General features: G+C 64.4%; 16 protein-coding genes. 2 read left to right on the top strand and 14 right to left on the bottom strand.

Annotation, left to right across the window (positions count from 1 at the left end):
• Positions 1–4 precede the first annotated feature (4 nt).
• The 14 genes from ACVMIH_RS01565 to hutI form a co-directional block, all read right to left on the bottom strand.
• A complete protein-coding gene (locus tag ACVMIH_RS01565; RefSeq protein WP_051002629.1) occupies positions 5–832 on the bottom strand; it encodes a CbbQ/NirQ/NorQ/GpvN family protein in 828 nt (275 codons plus the stop codon).
• A gap of 34 nt (positions 833–866) precedes the next feature.
• Positions 867–1886, bottom strand: coding sequence for an alpha/beta fold hydrolase (locus tag ACVMIH_RS01560; RefSeq protein ID WP_456860491.1), 1020 nt, complete (start codon positions 1884–1886; stop codon positions 867–869).
• 34 nt (positions 1887–1920) lie between these two features.
• Positions 1921–3255 carry a purine-cytosine permease family protein gene (locus ACVMIH_RS01555; RefSeq protein ID WP_225647403.1) on the bottom strand — a complete coding sequence of 445 codons (1335 nt, stop codon included), beginning with the start codon at positions 3253–3255 and terminating at the stop codon, positions 1921–1923.
• Positions 3256–3349: 94 nt separating this feature from the next.
• Positions 3350–4387, bottom strand: coding sequence for an aliphatic amidase (locus ACVMIH_RS01550; RefSeq protein ID WP_028331418.1), 1038 nt, complete (start codon positions 4385–4387; stop codon positions 3350–3352).
• Between the two features lie 33 nt (positions 4388–4420).
• Positions 4421–5113, bottom strand: coding sequence for an urea ABC transporter ATP-binding subunit UrtE (gene urtE / locus ACVMIH_RS01545; RefSeq protein ID WP_050386944.1), 693 nt, complete (start codon positions 5111–5113; stop codon positions 4421–4423).
• Complete coding sequence (gene urtD / locus ACVMIH_RS01540) at positions 5106–5858, bottom strand: urea ABC transporter ATP-binding protein UrtD (protein WP_057015922.1); 753 nt, start codon at positions 5856–5858, stop codon at positions 5106–5108. The genes urtE and urtD overlap by 8 nt, the downstream gene beginning before the upstream one ends.
• Positions 5855–6994, bottom strand: a complete 1140-nt coding sequence (urtC, locus tag ACVMIH_RS01535; RefSeq protein WP_456860490.1) for an urea ABC transporter permease subunit UrtC — start codon at positions 6992–6994, stop codon at positions 5855–5857. The genes urtD and urtC overlap by 4 nt, the downstream gene beginning before the upstream one ends.
• Before the next feature lie 16 nt (positions 6995–7010).
• Complete coding sequence (gene urtB / locus ACVMIH_RS01530) at positions 7011–7880, bottom strand: urea ABC transporter permease subunit UrtB (RefSeq protein ID WP_057015920.1); 870 nt, start codon at positions 7878–7880, stop codon at positions 7011–7013.
• A 129-nt stretch (positions 7881–8009) separates the two neighbouring features.
• On the bottom strand, positions 8010–9260 hold the full coding sequence (locus tag ACVMIH_RS01525) for a transporter substrate-binding domain-containing protein (protein ID WP_057015919.1): 1251 nt from the start codon (positions 9258–9260) through the stop codon (positions 8010–8012).
• 127 nt (positions 9261–9387) lie between these two features.
• On the bottom strand, positions 9388–10029 hold the full coding sequence (locus ACVMIH_RS01520; RefSeq protein ID WP_016845707.1) for an ANTAR domain-containing response regulator: 642 nt from the start codon (positions 10027–10029) through the stop codon (positions 9388–9390).
• Positions 10026–11180, bottom strand: coding sequence for a transporter substrate-binding domain-containing protein (locus ACVMIH_RS01515; protein ID WP_028331424.1), 1155 nt, complete (start codon positions 11178–11180; stop codon positions 10026–10028). Before ACVMIH_RS01515 ends, ACVMIH_RS01520 begins: the two co-directional genes overlap by 4 nt.
• Positions 11181–11543: 363 nt before the next feature.
• A complete protein-coding gene (gene hutU, locus ACVMIH_RS01510; RefSeq protein WP_456860488.1) occupies positions 11544–13211 on the bottom strand; it encodes a urocanate hydratase in 1668 nt (555 codons plus the stop codon).
• Positions 13212–13238: 27 nt separating this feature from the next.
• Complete coding sequence (hutH, locus tag ACVMIH_RS01505; RefSeq protein WP_456860486.1) at positions 13239–14798, bottom strand: histidine ammonia-lyase; 1560 nt, start codon at positions 14796–14798, stop codon at positions 13239–13241.
• Positions 14795–16009, bottom strand: a complete 1215-nt coding sequence (hutI, locus tag ACVMIH_RS01500; protein WP_456860484.1) for an imidazolonepropionase — start codon at positions 16007–16009, stop codon at positions 14795–14797. The genes hutH and hutI overlap by 4 nt, the downstream gene beginning before the upstream one ends.
• Before the next feature lie 85 nt (positions 16010–16094).
• On the opposite strand from hutI, the gene ACVMIH_RS01495 reads away from it, so the two are divergent.
• Both ACVMIH_RS01495 and hutC read left to right on the top strand, forming a co-directional pair.
• Entirely contained in the window at positions 16095–17453 is a 1359-nt protein-coding gene (locus ACVMIH_RS01495; RefSeq protein WP_456860482.1) for a formimidoylglutamate deiminase, read from the top strand.
• Positions 17450–18193: a histidine utilization repressor gene (gene hutC, locus ACVMIH_RS01490; RefSeq protein ID WP_057015913.1), complete on the top strand. Its 744-nt coding sequence runs from the start codon at positions 17450–17452 to the stop codon at positions 18191–18193. Before ACVMIH_RS01495 ends, hutC begins: the two co-directional genes overlap by 4 nt.
• The last annotated feature ends 107 nt before the right edge of the window (positions 18194–18300 follow it).

Raw genomic sequence — 18300 nt, 5'->3', positions numbered from 1 at the left:
CCACTTACCCACAGGCCGAGATCACGTCGCGCAACGTGTTCCTGGTGTCCGCATCATCGGTCAGGGGAACGACGATCGTGGTCTCGCAGGCCTTTTCGAGGCTGATGCCGCATCCGATCAGTCGGCCGGCATTGACCAGCATCCGGGTCGAGGCACCTTCGTCGAGCCCCTGGCCTTTCAGGTTGCGGCTGTGCTGGGCGATCTTCACCAGGAGATCGGCGAGGTTCGGCTCGATACCGGCTTCGCGCGACACCACCTCGGTTTCGGCCGGCCGATCAGGATAGCCGAAATCCAGCGCCGCGAAGCGCTGCTTGGTGGATTCCTTGAGGTCCTTGATCGCGCTCTGGTAGCCCGGATTGTAGGAAATCACGAGCTGGAAGTCGGAATGGGCGTGGATCAATTCACCGCGCTTTTCCAGCGGCAGCACACGACGATCGTCGGTCAAGGGATGGATCACGACCGTCGTGTCCTGGCGCGCCTCGACGATCTCGTCGAGGTAACAGATCGCGCCAAGGCGCACCGCTGTGGTGAGCGGCCCGTCGCTCCACACCGTGCCCTCTGCGTCGAGCAGCCAGCGCCCCACCAGATCCGCCGCCGTCATGTCCTCGTGGCAGGCGACCGTAATCAGCGGGCGGCCGAGCCGCCACGCCATATATTCGATGAAGCGGGTCTTGCCGCAGCCGGTGGGCCCTTTCAGCATCACCGGCATGCGGTTGGCATAGGCCGCACCGAACAGTTCGACCTCATCCTTGAGCGGCCGGTAATACGGCTCTTCCCGGATGCGGTATTGATCAAGCAGCAAAGCGGGATTGGACAAGCTCACGCCTCCCATGATCGCGCAGGCAGCCGTTCGCAACCGGTCGATATCACGATGCGAGCAGCTCCTTGAGCTTGCTGTCGATGAAGTCGACATCGACCGGATTGGTCCCCGGCCCGCCGGCGAAGTGGCCCCAGATCGACGGTACCGGCACGAACTTGGCGTTCGGCATGTTCTCGACCTCGAACTCGCTATCCTCCGGCGGGAAATAGAGATCGGTCTGACCCGGCATGACATAGGCCTTGGCCTTGATCGCCCGCAGCGCGGCCTTGAAGTCGCCGTTGTAGATTTCGTTGTCGCTGATGTCGCCGTGCTGCCAGGTCCACAGCATGGTCAGCAGGTTGTTGGGATCCTTGGGCAGGAAGAAGCCTTCCCAGAATGCCACCAGGAAATCCTCCAGCGACGAATAGCCCAGCGTCTTGATGTCGAGCTGCTCGCGATAGAAGGCCTGCGAAAAGCCCCAGCCGGCATAGACACGCGCGGCGGCGCGCAGGCCGCGGGCCGGCTTATCGGTGTACCAGCCCTCCTTCCACGCAGCATCCGCGGTGAGTGCCGCCTTGACGCCTTCGAGAAACACGAAGTTGTGCCGCGAGCATTTGGCCGAGCCGCAGAACGGCGCCAGGAGATCCATCATATCGGGATAGAGCGCGCCCCAATGGAACGTCTGCAGCGCGCCCATCGACCAGCCGACCACCAGACGGATGTGCTTGATGCCGAATTTCTCGGTCACCAACCGGTGCTGGGCGCGCACATTGTCATAGGCCGTCACCTGCGGAAAACGCGGTCCATTATACGGTTCCGGCGTGTTGCTCGGCGACGACGACAGCCCGTTGCCGAGCATGTTCGGGATGATGATGAAGTACTTTGCCGGGTCGAGCGCCCTGCCCGGTCCGATCAGCCATTCATTGTCGTAGTGCTGGCCGGAGTACCAGGTCGGATAGACGATGACGTTGTCCTTGGCTGCGTTGAGCTGGCCATAGGCCTTGTAGGCGAGCTTGCAGTCGCGAATGGTCGCGCCGCGCTGCAAGGTCAAATTGCCGAGATCATGGATCTGATAGTCGACGCTCATTGATGTACCCTTCTTGCTTGATCGAGCTGATCGCTTACGCCGGACGCGCCACCTTTTCAGTCGGAGACTCCACCCGTGCGATCGCACCGTACACGATGCCTGCGACCACCGCGGCGGAGATCGCAGTGGACAGTCCCGGCATCAGGTTTTCAACCGCAAAGGCAAACAGCGACCCGATGCCCCAGGCGATGAACGGCTTCGCACGCCAGTCGACGTCCGCACGCGCCTCGGCCCGTAGCAGATACTGATCGACCAGAATGATCGCACCGATCGGCGGCACGAGGATGCCGAGCAGCGACAGCCACTGTATGAAGAACGCCCAGACATTGCCGGCAGCAACCAGGATGCCAAGCGCGCCGAGCACCACCGCCATCAGCCGCATATTGGTCCCGAGGATGCGCGACCAGCCGGTGGCCGCGTTGTACAGGCAATGCGAGCAGACCGAGCCGAGATTGGCATAGAGGAAGATGAATGCGAGGATGCTGAGCCAGGTGAGCTGCTTGCCGTTCATGTAGCCGAACATGTTGTCGACACCGAACGGGTTGGCGTTCGGCACGGCGAGCGCCGCCGTCATCACGCCGCCGACCAGCATCGCGACCAGATTGGCGAACGGAAACGCGCTGAACGTGGCAAACAGCGAGGACCGCGTGCTCGGCGCCCAGCGATTGAAGTCCGCCGTCACCGTGCCTGCGTCGATGAACAGCGCGAGCACCACGGTAAGCCCGACGCCCATCGACATGCTGGCGACGCCATTGTTGCCGGCATAGCCGAAGATCGCCGCCGACGTCGTGGTCGAGGCGGCATCGGCCGCGACCCAGAGGCCAAGCACGACAAACAGCGGCACCGACGCCAGCCCGATCCAGTGCAATCCCTTCACGCCGACGAAGGTGATCCCGATATAGAGCACGCCGGCGACGATGGTCATCGCCACATAATTGAGGCCGTAGGTCGAGGAGATCAATGCGCCGGTGATGCCGGTCTGCACCGCATACCAGCCGAGCAGCAGGGTCGACAGCAGGCCCGACGCCAGCACGTAGCCCTTCTTTCCGAACACGATGCTGGCGATCAGCGCGAAGTTCATGCCGCGCCGGGTGCCGATCAGGCCGAGCGCGCCCACATAGGCGAACATGATCAAATTGCCGACGATCATCGCCACCAGTGCATTCTTGAACCCCATGCCCAGCACCAACAGCGATCCGGTCATCGCGCCGGTGATGATCATCGGAAAGCCCAGCCACACCATCGTGACCGAGAAGGCGCTGCGCCGGGCGCTCATCGGCACCGGCTCGTGCTCGAATTCATGGCCGAGAAGGTCGTCGATCTGCCCTTCGGTCTGCTGAACCAGCCCGCTATTCGATTGACCGCTCATGATGTCCCCCTGTTTCCTCCGCGAGGAAGTGTCCGCCGTTGCATCGAACCACGCCGGCGCGAAACATCGCGCCGGCGCCGATCATCGATGTCACTCAACGATGTGCGACTTTCTGGTTCGGAATGCCCTCGATCGGGCATTCGTCGGTTCCGACGGTCGGACGGGTCATGGCCTCGACCATTTCCCGGGTGCCCTCGGGGTCCGTGATCCAGTTCTTGTAGAAGGTGTAGGGGCAGACCGCGTGCCCCCGATCGCCGTCGCCGGAGTTGATCAGGCCGGTATAGCCGCGGTGCATCAGCTTGAAGAGATGGTTCTGCGACTGCATGTTGCGGCGGGCGTCGCGGATCAGCGACACCGAGAGCTGCGCGTACTGGATGCCGTTCTCCTCCGTGCCGCACTCGCCGAGCGTCCTTCCGTCGAAACCGATGAGCGCGGAATGGCCGAAGTAGGAATAGACGCCGTCGAAGCCAGAGGCGTTGGCGACCGCGACGTAGCAGTTGTTGGCCCAGGCCATCGACTTCGATATCTGGATCTGCTGCTCCTTGGCCGGATACATGTAGCCCTGGCAGCGCACGATCAGCTCGGCACCGCGCATCGCGCAGTCACGCCAGATCTCCGGATAGTTGCCGTCGTCGCAGATGATCAGGCTGATCTTCAGCCCCTTCGGCCCGTCCGAGACGTAGGTGCAATCGCCGGGATACCAGCCCTCGATCGGTACCCACGGCATGATCTTGCGGTACTTCTGGACGATCTCGCCCTTGTCGTTCATCAGGATCAGGGTGTTGTACGGCGCCTTGTTGGGATGCTCCTCGTGGCGCTCGCCGGTCAGCGAGAACACACCCCAGACCTTCGCTTTGCGGCAGGCGTCCGCGAAGATGCGGGTCTCCTCGCCCGGCACGGACGACGCCGTCTCGTACATCTCCTTGGAGTCGTACATGATGCCGTGGGTCGAGTATTCCGGGAAGATCACGAGGTCCATGCCCGGAAGGCCGAGTTTCATGCCCTCGACCATCTTGGCGATGTTGCGCGCGTTATCCAGCACCTCGGCCTTGGTGTGCAGGCGCGGCATCTTGTAGTTCACCACGGCAACGCCGACCGTGTCCTTGCTGCTCGATATGTCTCCATGCAACATGTCTCGACTCCCTTTCCTGAGCGATAATTCCCGCTACACGGCCATGTGCAGCTGGATGAGATCATCGGTGAGCTCACCGATCGCGCCCTTGGCGACGACGCGTCCCTTTTCGAGCAGCGCGAAGCGGTGAGACGCGCGCCGCGCGAACGCGACATTCTGTTCGACCAGCACGACCGTGATGCCGCGCTCGCGATTGAGACTGACGATCACGTCCTCGATCTGCTCGACGATGTTCGGCTGGATACCCTCGGTCGGCTCGTCCAGCAGGATGACCTTGGGCTTGGCCAGCAGCGCACGCGCGATCGCAAGCTGCTGCTGCTGGCCGCCGGAGAGATTGCCGCCATAGCGATTGAGAAAGTCCTTGAGTACCGGAAACAGCTCGAGCACCCACTCCTCGATTCCGTTGGCCGATTTCGCCGCGAAGGTTCCGAGCGTCAGGTTCTCCCGCACGGTGAAGCGCGGCAAAATCCCGCGGCCCTGCGGCACGTAGGCAATACCGGCCTTGGCGCGCTGATAGGTCCGCAGCGGCGAGATGTCGGCACCGTCGAGCGATAGCCGTCCGGTGCACCGGTCCATCAGGCCGAGGATGCTGCGCATCAGGGTGGTCTTGCCGACGCCGTTGCGGCCGAGCACCGAGAGGAATTCGCCATTGCCAACCATCAGGTTGATGCCCTGCAGGGCGCGGCTGTTGCCGTAGAAGGCGTCGACGTCGGTCAGCTCAAGCATGGCTGATGCCTCCCGATCCGAGATAGGCGCGGCGCACTTCCGGATGCGCCTCCACTTCCGCCGCGGTGCCCTCGGCCAGCATCTGGCCCATATGCATCACGGAGATGATGTCGCCGATCGCCTTGACGAAGCCCATGTCGTGCTCGACCACGATCAGCGTGTGCTTGCCCTTCAGCCGTGCGAACAGTTCGGCGGTCTTGCGGGTTTCCTGCGCCGTCATGCCCGCGGTAGGCTCGTCCATCAGGATCAGCTCGGCGTCCTGGGCGACCAGCATGCCGATCTCCAGCCACTGGGTCTGACCGTGCGACAGATAGGCGGCCGGTCGGTCGAGCTGCTCGGTGAGCCCGACCAGCTCGGCCAGACGCTCGACATGCTCGCGTCCTGAATTGCCGATGTTCCAGCGCAAATTGCCAAGCACGGAGGTGCGACGCGCCCGCGCCACTTCGAGGTTCTCGGAGACCGACAGCTCGCGGAACACGCTCGGCACCTGGAATTTGCGGCCGACGCCGGCGCGGGCGATTTCGTATTCCTCAAGATCCTGCAGCGCGGTGCCATCGAAGCTTACCGTGCCGGCGCTCGGCTTGACCTTGCCGCAGATGATGTCCAGCGCGGTGGTCTTGCCCGCGCCGTTCGGCCCGATCAGGCAGCGCAGCTCGCCCTTGCGCACGCTCATGTTGAGTGAATTGAGCGCCTTGAAACCGTTGAAGCTGACCGACACGTCGCGGAGATCGAGATGGGAGCTCATGTGCTGCCCTCCGTCTGGCCGACGCCTTGCGCCACCCCGCCCGCGGCCGCATGGCGGCGCTGCACGATCCAGCGCAGCACGACCTGCGCAAGGCCGGCGAGCCCCTTCGGCAAAAACAGCACCACGAGCACGAACAGCGCGCCCATCACCAGCGTCCAGGTTTCCAGGAACGCCGCTGACTCCGACAGCGCGCCCTGCATGCCCGCCACCAGCACTGCGCCAAGGAACGCACCGACCAGGCTCTGCCGGCCGCCGACCGCGCACCACACCACCACCGAAAGAGAGAGCTGCACGCCGAGGAAGGTCGGCGAGGCAAACTCCATCACCACCGTGTAGAGCATGCCGGCAAGGCCCGCGATCGCCGCCGACAGCGCGAACACGAAGATCTGGTAGAGCGCGACGTCGTAGCCGAAGTAGCGCACCCTGCTCTCATGGTCGCGGATCGCCTGCACGATCAGTCCGGCCTTGGTTCTCGTGAAGGCAAAGGCGACAAGCAGGCTGAGCAGGACACAGCTGGCCACGAGATAATAGGTAGCCCGGCCATAGGCATCGAACGCGACGCCGAAGATCTCGAGCTGGGCGAGATCGGTGATGCCGTTGAAGCCGCCGGTGTAGCTCTGCTGGTCGATGATCACGAGATTGATCACCACCATGGCGGCGAGCGTGATGATCGAGACATAGACGCCGGTGACGCGGCCCCGGAACATGAACCAGCCGAGCGCCGCCGCAACCAGCGCCGGCACGATCAGGCCGGCGGCGATCGCGAAGGTCAGCGAGCGGAACGGCTCCCAGAACCACGGCAAATGCGGGACATTATTCCAGACCATGAAGTCCGGCAGTCCGCTCGCTCCGGTGTGCACCGGGACGGTCCTGAGCTTGAGCGCCATTGCCATTGCGTAGGAGCCGAGCCCGAAGCTCATCGCCTGGCCGAGATTCAGAATGCCGCCGAATCCCCAGGACAGCCCGAGCGACACAGTAAGGATGCCCAGCACCAGATAACGCGCGACCTTGTTGAGCAGGAAGTCGTTGTTGAGCAGCACCGGCAGCGCGAACACCACGGCAGAGACAATGAGCAACGGTGCAAGCTGCGCGATCAGGCGCTGCAATCCGCTGGAGTTAGGAACATGCGACGGCATAGATGAGCGATCTGTCTCAGGCCCGCACGCGTGCGGTGAAAAGCCCCTCGGGGCGGAAACGGATGAGCACGACGATGGCGAGCAGCACGATTGCCTTGGCCACCGTGTCGTTCTGCAGGAAGGCAATGCCGCCGGAGAGCTCGCCGAGGATGAAGGCGCTCGCCACGGTGCCGGCGAGGCTCTGCACGCCGCCGAGCACCACCACCATGAAGGCATCGACCACATAGCCGGTGCCCATATCGGGCGACACGCTCTTCAGCGGCGACACCAGCGCGCCAGCCAGTCCCGCAAGGCCCGCACCGTAGGCGAAGGTCAGCGCATAGACCCGTTTGGCGTTGATGCCGAACGAGGCAGCGACGGAACGGTCCTGGATGATCGCGCGTAGCTTCATTCCGACCGTGGTGCGGTTCATCAGCAACCAGGTCGCCACGAACAGTGCGATCGACACCACGAACAGGAACACCCGATAGGACGATACCGAGATGCCGAACACGTCCATGCTGTCGGACAGCGCCGGCGGCAGCTGCACGTAGCGCAGTTCGCTGCCGACCATCAGCCGCACCGCCTGCTGCAGCATGATGCCGACGCCCCAGGTCGCAAGGATCGTGTCCAGCGGCCGGTTGTTGAGCAGGCTCAGGACGTAACGCTCAATGACCCAGCCGAACGCGGCGACCACGAAGAAGATCGGCACCAGGCTCGCGAGCAGGCCGAGCCCGAGATAGGTATGGAACACCCAGGCCGCGTAAGCGCCCAGCATCACGAACTCGCCATGGGCGAGATTGATGATGCCCATCGAGCCGTAGATGATCGACAGGCCCAGCGCGACCAGCAGCAGGATCGATCCGATGCTGAGGCCGGTGACGATTTGTTCGATGAATTGGTCCACGTCGGGATCCGCTTTCGATGTTCGCGTTGTGCGCCCTGCCCCTCGCCCCCGTTCGTGCGAGAGGCAGCATTCGTTTCGGGACGCTGGCCGCCGGCGCCGCACGCCGACGGCCTTCGTCAGCCCCCGTCGTCAGCTCTTCTCGACCAAGCCCTTCTCGGTGCATGACTGTCCGGGATAGGCCGCGTAAGGCACCGGCTTCAGCCACTCCTTGGCCTCGACGAGAATCTCGAACTGTCCGTTCGACTTCGCCTGCGCGATCTTGGGCCACAGCCAGGTGTGCAGGTTCTCCGGCTCGATCCGGACCTTGCCCTGCGGTGCAATCACTTCCTGGCCCTTGACCGCGTCGCGGATGTTCGGCGGCGTGAGATCGCTGGTCGCGAGCTTCTCGACCGCCTGCTTGAACAGGTAGGTCTGGAAGTAGCAGGCCTCCGACACGAAATGCGTCACCTTGTCGGCGCCCCAACGCTTCTTGTAAGCCTCGACGAACTTCTCGTTCTCCGGCGACTTGTGCACCATGAAGTAAGGCGCCGAGGTGAAGTGACCGGCGGCCGCCTCGCCGCCCATCGCAGCGACTTCGTTCTCGGAGGTCGTGAGACTCGCCATCGGCATCTTCTCGGGATCGAGGCCGGCCGCCTTGTACTGACGATGCAGCGCGACCACGGAATCGCCGACCACGGTGGAAAAGATCACGTTCGGCTGAGTCGAGCGGATCTTGTTGATGACGGAAGAGAATTCGGAATGGCCGAGCGGCACATATTCTTCCGCCACGACCTCGCCGCCGAGTTTCTCAAGCAGCTTCTTGCAGTAGTTGTTCTCTTCCTTCGGATAGATGTAGTTGGAGCCGATCAGGTAGAACTTCTTGCCGAACTTCTTGACCAGCCAGGGCACGAACTCGTCCTGCTGCTGGTTCGGCACCGCGCCGGTGTAGATGACGTTCTTCGAGCACTCGCGGCCTTCATAGAGCGTCGGATACCAATAGAGATTGTTCTGCCGCTCGAACACCGGGAGCACCGCCTTGCGGCTTGCCGAGGTGTAGGAACCGAACACACTGACGCATTTGTCGCCGACGACGAGCTTGCGAGCCTTCTCCGAGAAGGTCGCCGGATCGGACGCGGGGTCCTCGACGATCGGCACGATCTTGCTGCCCTTGATGCCGCCTGCGGCGTTGATCTCCTCGATGGCGAGCAGCGTCGCCTTGTTGAGCGATTCCTCGATGATCGCGGTCGTTCCCGTCAGCGAGAACAGCACGCCGACCTTGATCTCGCCGCCGGCGGCGTAAGCGAGGTCGGCGTTCTTGATCCAGATGTGCGGCAGTCCGGCGCCGGCAAACGCGCCCAGCGCCGCGGTATTCCTCAGCAAAGTCCGCCGTGAAATGCTCATCCCTAGCTCCCTTCAGGACTGAAAAAACAAAAAGCCCTCCCGATGCGCGCTTACGCGAGCATTGGGAGGGCTTTGTTGCCGGTTGTGTCGAAGGCGGCGCTGTCGCCGCCGGCCCCGCTATTGGGGCTTACTGTTGATGATCGTAGCCAAGCAGTTCGAACGAGTCAACAATCGCCGCGGCGACTGCACTTGCCGACACGCGACGATCCATCGCCTGTCGTCTGATGAAGCCATAGGCTTCGGTTTCCGGCATCTGCCGCGTCGCCATCAGGATCGCCTTGGCGCGCTCCACCGTGCGCATCGAGCGCAGATTGTCATCCAGCTTCTCGATCTTGCTGCGAAGCCGCCGTTCATAACCAAATTGACTGCGCGCCAGCACGAGACTGGACAGCACGGCATTCTGCGTGAACGGCCGCGGCAGCACGGCGTTCGGCGTCGCATGACACAGCGCATCGGCGTGAACGGTTTCCGTCGCCGGCAGGATCACAACCAGCGCCGAGCGCGCGTCGCCGGGAATCCATGGCAGGCGCCGCGCCAGGTCAGGGGAATATTCGCAGTACACCACGTCGGCATCGGCGGGCACGCTCTCCGGCATCGGCCAGACCTGCCGCACCCGCATCCGGAACCGCTGCAACTCGCGCAGCAACATGCCGACCTGATCGTCGACCGGCGCGACCACCACCGCCGACAGATCGGCAAGTTCCTGAACCATGGTCTTGCGTCCGCCGACGTCTCGGCTCAGCGACGGCTTACGCGACATTTCGTTCATTGGACGCTTCCTGTTTGCGTTGCACGACCATATCCGATCAGGAACGGATCCGCATGCACCGGCTCCTTCGACTGGCTGACGACATCGAACTGCCCCTGGCGGTTGGCGCGCCCGATGCGGGTCCAGAGGTCGGTATGACCCGACATCGGGTTGACGGTGACGGCACCTTGCGGTGCATCAAAGCTGGTGCCGAACACCATCGAGCGGAGAACTTCGGTGTCGAGTGAATTGACCTGCTCGAGCGCCTTCGCGAACAGATGCAGCTGGAAATAGGATGCTTCGGCGCACATGTTGGTTGAGATATCGGCGCCGAACCGCTTCTTGAAGCGCTGCACAAACGCATTATTAGCGCTGCCCTCGACGCCCTGGAAATACGATGCGGCCGTGACGTGTCCCTCGCCGACGTCGAAGCCCATGGCGGCAATTTCCGCTTCCGTCGTGGTCAGGCTGGCGATCGGCACCTGCTTTGGATCGAGCCCGACATTCGCATAGGCCTGATAAAGGAACACCGTGCCCTCGCCAACGACGGTCGAGAAGATCACGTCGGGCCTGACACGCTTGATATCCTGGATGATCGGCACAAAATCCTGCCAGCGCGCGTAAACATTGACATAGCGCTCGCCGACCACCGAGCCGCCGTTGCTCTTGAGCAGCTCCCGCATCACCCGGTTGGACTCGCGCGGATAGATGTAGTCCGACCCCACGAAATAGAACCGCGTTCCGAACGTATCCATCAAATAACGGCACAGCGCGAGGCTGTTCTGGTTCGGCGAGGCGCCGGTGTAGATGACGTTGGGCGACGCCTCGAACCCTTCGTAAAGCGTCGGATACCAGAGCAGACCGTTCAGCCGTTCGACCACCGGCAGCACCGCCTTGCGGCTCGACGAGGTGTAGCAGCCGAAGATCGTGCTGACCTGATCCTCGATCATCAGCCGCTTGGCGTAATGACCATAGGCGGCCGAGTCCGATCCGGGGTCATAAGCAACGGGAACCAGCTCGCGGCCGCAGACGCCGCCCGCTTCATTCACCTCTTCGATCGCGAGTTGCGTGCCCTGATACTGGGTCTCCTCGATGACCGACATGAAGCCGGTTCGCGAGAACAGCACTCCTATCCGCCACGGAGCGGATGTCGTTTGGGTAAGGTTCGACATGATCAGGCCCTCGACAGAATTGGAGGGACGAGAGGGATTATTGTTCTTGTTGCTCTCGAACAGCATTGCCGGCTGCGGAAGATTGCATGCCATCTGCCGCGAGACAAGGACCCTGGCCGCTCATCCTGTCAGCGAAGCTGACGCGAAAGCAGGCAGACTAATGTGTCACCCGCGACGGGTCACAGGCGCAGCGCTCCACGGACCACCTATCTCCGGTAGCTGCACCGCCGATTTCCCGTATCAAGGCATGTCCGGCCGGTCACCTCACGTACATCAACCGGAAGGTTGAGAGCTGCAACGGGATTGCTCGTTAAGCTGCGCCCCGGTCGGGAGATGCCGCAACTCCCGATCGAGGAGGTCCCATCAGCGCAGGCTAGGCAGATCGAGCCGGTTGGCGCGCGCGCATTCGACCGCCGTGTCATAGCCGGCGTCGGCGTGGCGCATCACGCCTGTCGCCGGGTCGTTCCATAGCACACGCTCGAGCCGGCGCGCGGCCTCCGGCGTGCCGTCAGCGACGATCACCATGCCGGCGTGCTGCGAATAGCCGATGCCGACGCCGCCGCCGTGATGCAGCGACACCCAGGTGGCGCCGCTCGCGCAGTTGAGCAGTGCATTGAGCAGCGGCCAGTCGGACACCGCGTCGGAGCCGTCGCGCATCGCCTCGGTCTCGCGGTTCGGGCTCGCCACCGAGCCGCTGTCGAGATGATCGCGGCCGATCACGATCGGCGCCTTGAGCTCGCCGCGCGCCACCATCTCGTTGAAGGCAAGGCCAAGCCGATGGCGGTCGCCGAGCCCGACCCAGCAAATTCGCGCAGGCAGTCCCTGAAACTTGATGCGCGCCTTGGCCATGTCGAGCCAGTTGTGCAGGTGGCTGTCGTTGGGCATCAGCTCCTTGACCTTGGCATCGGTCTTGAAGATGTCCTCGGGATCGCCCGACAGCGCCGCCCAGCGGAACGGCCCGACGCCGCGGCAGAACAGCGGACGGATATAGGCCGGAACGAAGCCTGGAAAATCGAACGCCTGCTTCAGGCCCATGTCCTTGGCCATCTGGCGGATGTTGTTGCCGTAATCGAGCGTCGGGATTCCCTGCGCGTGAAAATCCAGCATGGCCTGGACGTGATCGACCATCGAGGTCTTGGCTGCCGTCTCAACGGCCTTCGGGTCGCCCGCGCGTTTGGTTTCCCAATCGGCGAGTGTCCATCCCTTCGGCAAATAACCGTTGATCGGATCATGCGCGCTGGTCTGGTCGGTGACGATGTCCGGGCGCACGCCGCGGTGCACCAGTTCGGGAAAGATCTCGGCCGCATTGCCGAGCAGGCCGACCGACACCGGCTTCTGGCTCTTGACCGCCTCAGCAATGATCGTGAGCGCGTCATCGAGCGTCGCCGCCTGGCGGTCGAGGTAGCCCGTCCGCAGCCGCATCTCGATGCGGCTCGGCTGGCATTCGACCGCGAGCATCGAGGCGCCGGCCATCGTCGCGGCCAGCGGCTGGGCACCGCCCATGCCGCCGAGGCCCGCCGTCAGGATCCATTTGCCGGCGAGACTGCCGCCATAATGCCGGCGGCCGACCTCGACGAACGTCTCATAGGTCCCCTGCACGATGCCCTGGCTGCCGATATAGATCCATGAGCCTGCCGTCATCTGGCCGAACATCATCAGGCCCTGCCGGTCGAGCTCGTTGAAATGATCGAGCGTTGCCCAATGCGGCACCAGGTTGGAATTCGCGATCAGTACGCGCGGCGCGTCGGCATGGGTCCGGAAAATGCCGACCGGCTTGCCGGACTGCACCAGCAGGGTCTGGTCGCCTTCGAGCTTGCGCAAGGACGCGGCAATCCGATCAAAGCTCTCCCAGTCGCGCGCCGCACGGCCGATGCCGCCATAAACCACGAGCTCGCTCGGGCGCTCGGCGACATCAGGGTCCAGATTGTTCATCAGCATGCGCAGCGGTGCTTCCGTCAGCCAGCTCTTGGCGCTGATGTCGGTGCCGCGGGGAGCACGGATGATGCGTTCGTTATCCAGTCGGCGGTTCATGACGGATGTTCCTGCTAAGCAAGTCTTCTAAGTCAGTCTTGGAAATGGATCGGTCGGAAGCACCGCGATCGCAGCGGCGGGCAGCGCGTCGGCTTCGATCAGAGCGGCCGCCCTGGCGAGATCGTCAGCCATGTAGCGGTCGGCGGCGAGCGCCGGAACCTGCTCTCGGAGCGCGGCAATGACCGCAGCGAGCGGCGCGCTCGTTGAATGCGGCGCGCGCAGCGTGATGCCCTGCGCGGCGACCAGCAGTTCGATGCCGAGGATGGCGGCGAGATTGTCGGCCATATCGGACAGCCGGCGCGCAGCATGCGCGGCCATCGAGACGTGATCTTCCTGGTTGGCGCTGGTCGGCGTCGAATCGATCGAGCACGGCATCGCACGCTGCTTGTTCTCGGCATAGAGCGCCGCCGCCGTCACCTCGGCGATCATGAAGCCGGAATTGATGCCGGGTTCGGGCGTCAGGAACGGCGGCAGGCCGAAGTTCAGGGCGGGATCGACGAGGGTCGCGATCCGGCGCTCGCTGGTCGCCCCGATCTCCGAAAGCGCCAGCGCGATCTGGTCGGCGGCGAACGCCACCGGCTCGGCGTGGAAATTGCCGCCTGACACGATCTCGCCGGTCTCGACCAGGACCAGCGGGTTATCCGTCACGGCATTGGCCTCGATGGTCAGCCCGCGCGCGGCCTGCGCGAGCAGGTCGAGCACAGCACCCGCGACCTGCGGCTGGCAGCGCAGGCAATAGGGATCCTGCACGCGCTCGTCGCCCTCGAGATGCGATTGCCTGATATCGCTGCCGTCAAGCAGCGCGGTCAGGGCGGCGGCCGCAGCGATCTGCCCGTCATGGCCACGCAAAGATTGAATCTCGGGACGAAACGGCACCGTCGACGCCATCGCCGCATCGACCGACAGCGCACCGGTCACCAGCGCGGCGCACGCCAGGCGATGCGCACGCAGCAGACCGGAGATGGCGTAGGCGGAGGAAAACTGCGTGCCGTTGATCAGCGCGAGCCCCTCCTTCGGGCCGAGCGTCAACGGCGCGAGGCCGGCAACCGCAAGCGCTTCGCGGCCCGGCACGACTTTGCCATCAAGGATTGCCTGTCCCTCCCCGATCATGACCGCGGTCATGTGAGCGAGCGGCGCGAGATCGCCGGAGGCACCGACCGAGCCCTGCTGCGGCACCAGCGGATAAACGCCGCGCGCCAGCATGCCCTGCAACTGCTCGATCACCTCGCGGCGCACGCCGGATGCGCCGCGACCGAGCGAAATCACTTTCAACGCCATCATCAAACGCACGATCGGCTCGGGCGTGTTCGGACCGACTCCACAGCAGTGCGACAAGATGAGGTTGCGCTGAAGCAGCGCGGTTTGATCGGGCGCAATGCGCGTCGATGCCAGCTTCCCGAAACCGGTATTGATGCCGTAGACGGGAACGTCGATATGCGCCGCCTTCGCCACGATCTCCGCGGCCGCCTCGACGCCCGGCCAGCACGATAGATCGAGCATGATGGGCGCGCCCGCGAGCACGCGCACCAGGACGTCGAGGCCGACGGTTCCGGGCGTCACGACGACAGGCGCATCCCGATCGCTCATTGCCCCCTCCACACCCGGCTGTGCAGCGGGTTGAAGCAGATGCGGTAGACCAGTTCGGCCGGACGCTCGATGTCCCAGATCGCCAGATCGCACCACTTGCCGGCCTCTAACGTACCGGTCTCGGCGAGCATGCCGAGCGCGCGCGCCCCTTCCCGCGTCACCCCTGTGAGGCATTCGGCGACCGTCATCCGGAACAGCGTTGCGCCCATGTTCATCGCCAGCAGGAGCGAGGTGAGCGGCGAGCTGCCAGGATTGCAATCGGTCGCCAGCGCCATGTTCACACCGTGGCTACGGAACAGCTCGACCGGCGGCTTGTGCGTTTCACGAATGAAATAGAACGCGCCGGGCAGCAGGACCGCGACGGTGCCGGCCTTCGCCATCGCCACCGCGCCGGCTTCGTCGGTGTGCTCGAGATGATCGGCCGAGAGCGCCGAGGATTTCGCGGCCAGCGCCGCGCCGCCGAGATTGGACAGCTGATCCGCATGCAGCTTGACCGGCAGTCCGAGCGCACGCGCCGCCTCGAACACCCGTGCCGTCTGCTCTCCGGAAAACGCGATCCCCTCCATGAAGCCGTCGACGGCATCGGCGAGGCCGGCCTTGGCCACGGCCGGCAGCATCTCGTTGCAGACCAGATCGATGTAACCGTCCTTGTCGCCATTGGCCTCCAGCGGCAGCGCATGCGCTCCGAGGAAAGAGGTGCGGATCGCGACCTGCCGCAGGCGGGCGAGGCTGCGTGCCGCCGCAAGCTGTCGCATCTCGGTCTCGGCATTGAGGCCATAGCCGGACTTGATCTCGACGGTGGTTGCGCCCTCGCCGATCAGCGCGTCGAGCCGCGGCAGCGCGCCGGCGACGAGCTCCGCCTCGGTCGCCTTGCGCGTCGCCGCAACGGTCGAGACGATGCCGCCGCCGGCGCGCGCGATCTCCTCATAGCTCGCGCCCTTCAGGCGCAGCTCGAACTCGTGCGCGCGGTTGCCGCCGAAGACGAGATGGGTGTGGCAATCGACGAGCCCAGGCGTGATCCAGCGGCCGGCACAATCGATCCGATCAACGGCGTCCGCATCCACAGGAAAGTCCGACTGCACGCCGGCATAGACGATGCGGCCGTCGCGCGCCGCGATCAGGCCCCGCTCGATCTCGCCGAGATCAGTGCGGTCGCTGCGCATCGTGGCGAGCCGGGCGTTGTGCCAGATACGGTCGAAGCGCTCTGCCATGCGATCGTCCCCTCGAGGTGGGATGCTTGACTTATATGTCTAGACATATAATCGTGTCCGGGTTCTGTCCAGCTGGCGTGGAAAAATGACACGACTGCATTTCGCATTCGCGCTGCTGCCTTCGGGCTGGGCCAATGACGTGCAGGTCGTCGTTGTCGATGGCGCGATCGCTTCGGTGACGGCGGGCGTTGCGCCTGGCGCCGGCGACGAACGTCACCAAATGGCGGTTCCGGGATTGGCGAGCCTGCACAGCCACGCCTTTCAGCGCGGCATGGCCGGCCTTGCCGAACTGCGCGGCGACACGACCGATACGTTCTGGACCTGGCGTGAGACGATGTATCGCTTCGCGCTGACCATGACGCCGGACGACGTCACAGCCGTCGCGACCCTGCTCTATGTCGAGATGCTCGAGCGCGGCTTTACCCGTGTCGGCGAGTTTCACTATCTGCATCATGATCGAGACGGCGCGCCCTACGCCAATCTCGCCGAGATGGCCGTACGCATCGCAGAGGCCGCCGACGCCTCCGGCGTCGGGCTCACACTGCTGCCAAGTTTCTATGCTCACAGCACGTTTGGCGGCGCCGCACCGCATGCCAGGCAACGTCGCTTCATCTGCTCGGTCGATCAGTTCGCCGCGCTGATGGCCGCCTCGCGCGAGGCAATCCGAAAACTTCCCGGCGCCAACATCGGCATCGCTCCGCATAGCCTGCGCGCCGTGGCGCCGGATGAGCTGGCGGCGATCATCCCGCTTGCCGGGGCGGACCCGATCCACATCCACGCCGCCGAACAGGTGCGCGAGGTGGAGGATTGCCTTGCCTGGTCAGGACAGCGGCCGGTGCAATGGCTGCTCGAACATGCGCCCGTCGATCAGCGCTGGTGCCTCATTCACGCGACCCACATGACGGAGCAGGAAGTCAATGCACTCGCCGGCAGCGGCGCGGTTGCCGGCCTTTGCCCCGTCACCGAAGCAAGTCTCGGCGACGGCATCTTTTCGGCGCGCGAATTCCTCGCCGCGGGCGGCCGGTTCGGCATCGGCACCGATTCCAATGTGCTGGTCGGCGTCGCCGACGAGCTGCGCCAGCTCGAATACGGTCAGCGGCTGAAACACCGCGAGCGCAATGTACTCTCGGGGCGTCCCGGCACATCCACCGGCCGCGCCCTGTTCGACCAGGCGCTCGCTGGCGGCGCGCAGGCTCTGGCACAGACCAAGGCCGGGCTTGCGCCCGGCGCGCGCGCCGACATCGTCAGCCTCGACACCGCGCATCCGTCCCTCGCGGGACGGTCGGGCGATGCGGTTCTCGACGGCTGGCTGTTTGCAACCGGCAGCGACGCGATCGATTACGTCTGGGCCGCCGGCGACAAGGTGGTGGCGGGCGGACGGCATCGGCTGCGCGACAAGGCGCGCGAGCAGTTCAATGCAAGCGTGCGGAGGCTCGTCGCATGAGCCTCGCCTCCGACCAGGCCAAGCCCGGCGCGGCGAACAAACCGACACTCTACAAGCGCATCCGGCTCGACATCGAGACGCGGATCCTGACCGGCGAATGGCCGCCCGGGCATCGCATCCCGTTCGAGCACCAGCTGATGGCGCGCTATCGCTGCTCGCGCATGACGGTGAACAAGGCGTTGTCGGAACTGGCGCAGGCCGACCTGATCGAGCGGCGGCGCCGTGCCGGCACCTTCGTGCGCCGTCCGCAGCATCTGTCGGCGGTGCTCAAGATCGCCGACATCCGCGCCGAGATCACCGCGCTCGGCCGCAGCTACGGCTATCAGCTGATCGAATGCCGGCGCCGTACCGCGACATCGGCCGATCGCGCCCGGCTCGGCGTCAGCACGGCCGGCAAGATAGTCGCGATCGCCTGCCGGCACAGCGCCGACAATGTGCCGTTCGCCGTCGAGGACAGGCTGATCGATCTCTCCACGGTCCCGGAAGCTGCAACCGCGGACTTCGCCCGCGAACCGCCGGGATCATGGCTGCTGCACCATGTGCCGTGGACCGAAGCCGAGCATACCATCAGCGCCGTCGTCGCCGACGACCGCACGGCAAAGGCGCTCGACATCGCGGTCGGCGCGCCCTGCCTCGTGATCGACCGCTACACCTGGCGCAGCGCACGCACGGTGACGGCGGTGCGGCTGCATTATCCAGGCGAGACGCATCGGCTGGTGGCCCGCTTCAAGGGAGGCTGAGGACAGCTTGCGCGGCATATTTCATGCAATGCATCATGGGCCATCGTCCGCCGACATGCTTCATGCGGCAATCCGCCGCGACTGAAGAGATCAGTGACGTGAAGACA

Source organism: Bradyrhizobium sp. USDA 4503 (assembly GCF_054055815.1).
This window is presented reverse-complemented; position numbering and strand designations above follow the sequence as displayed.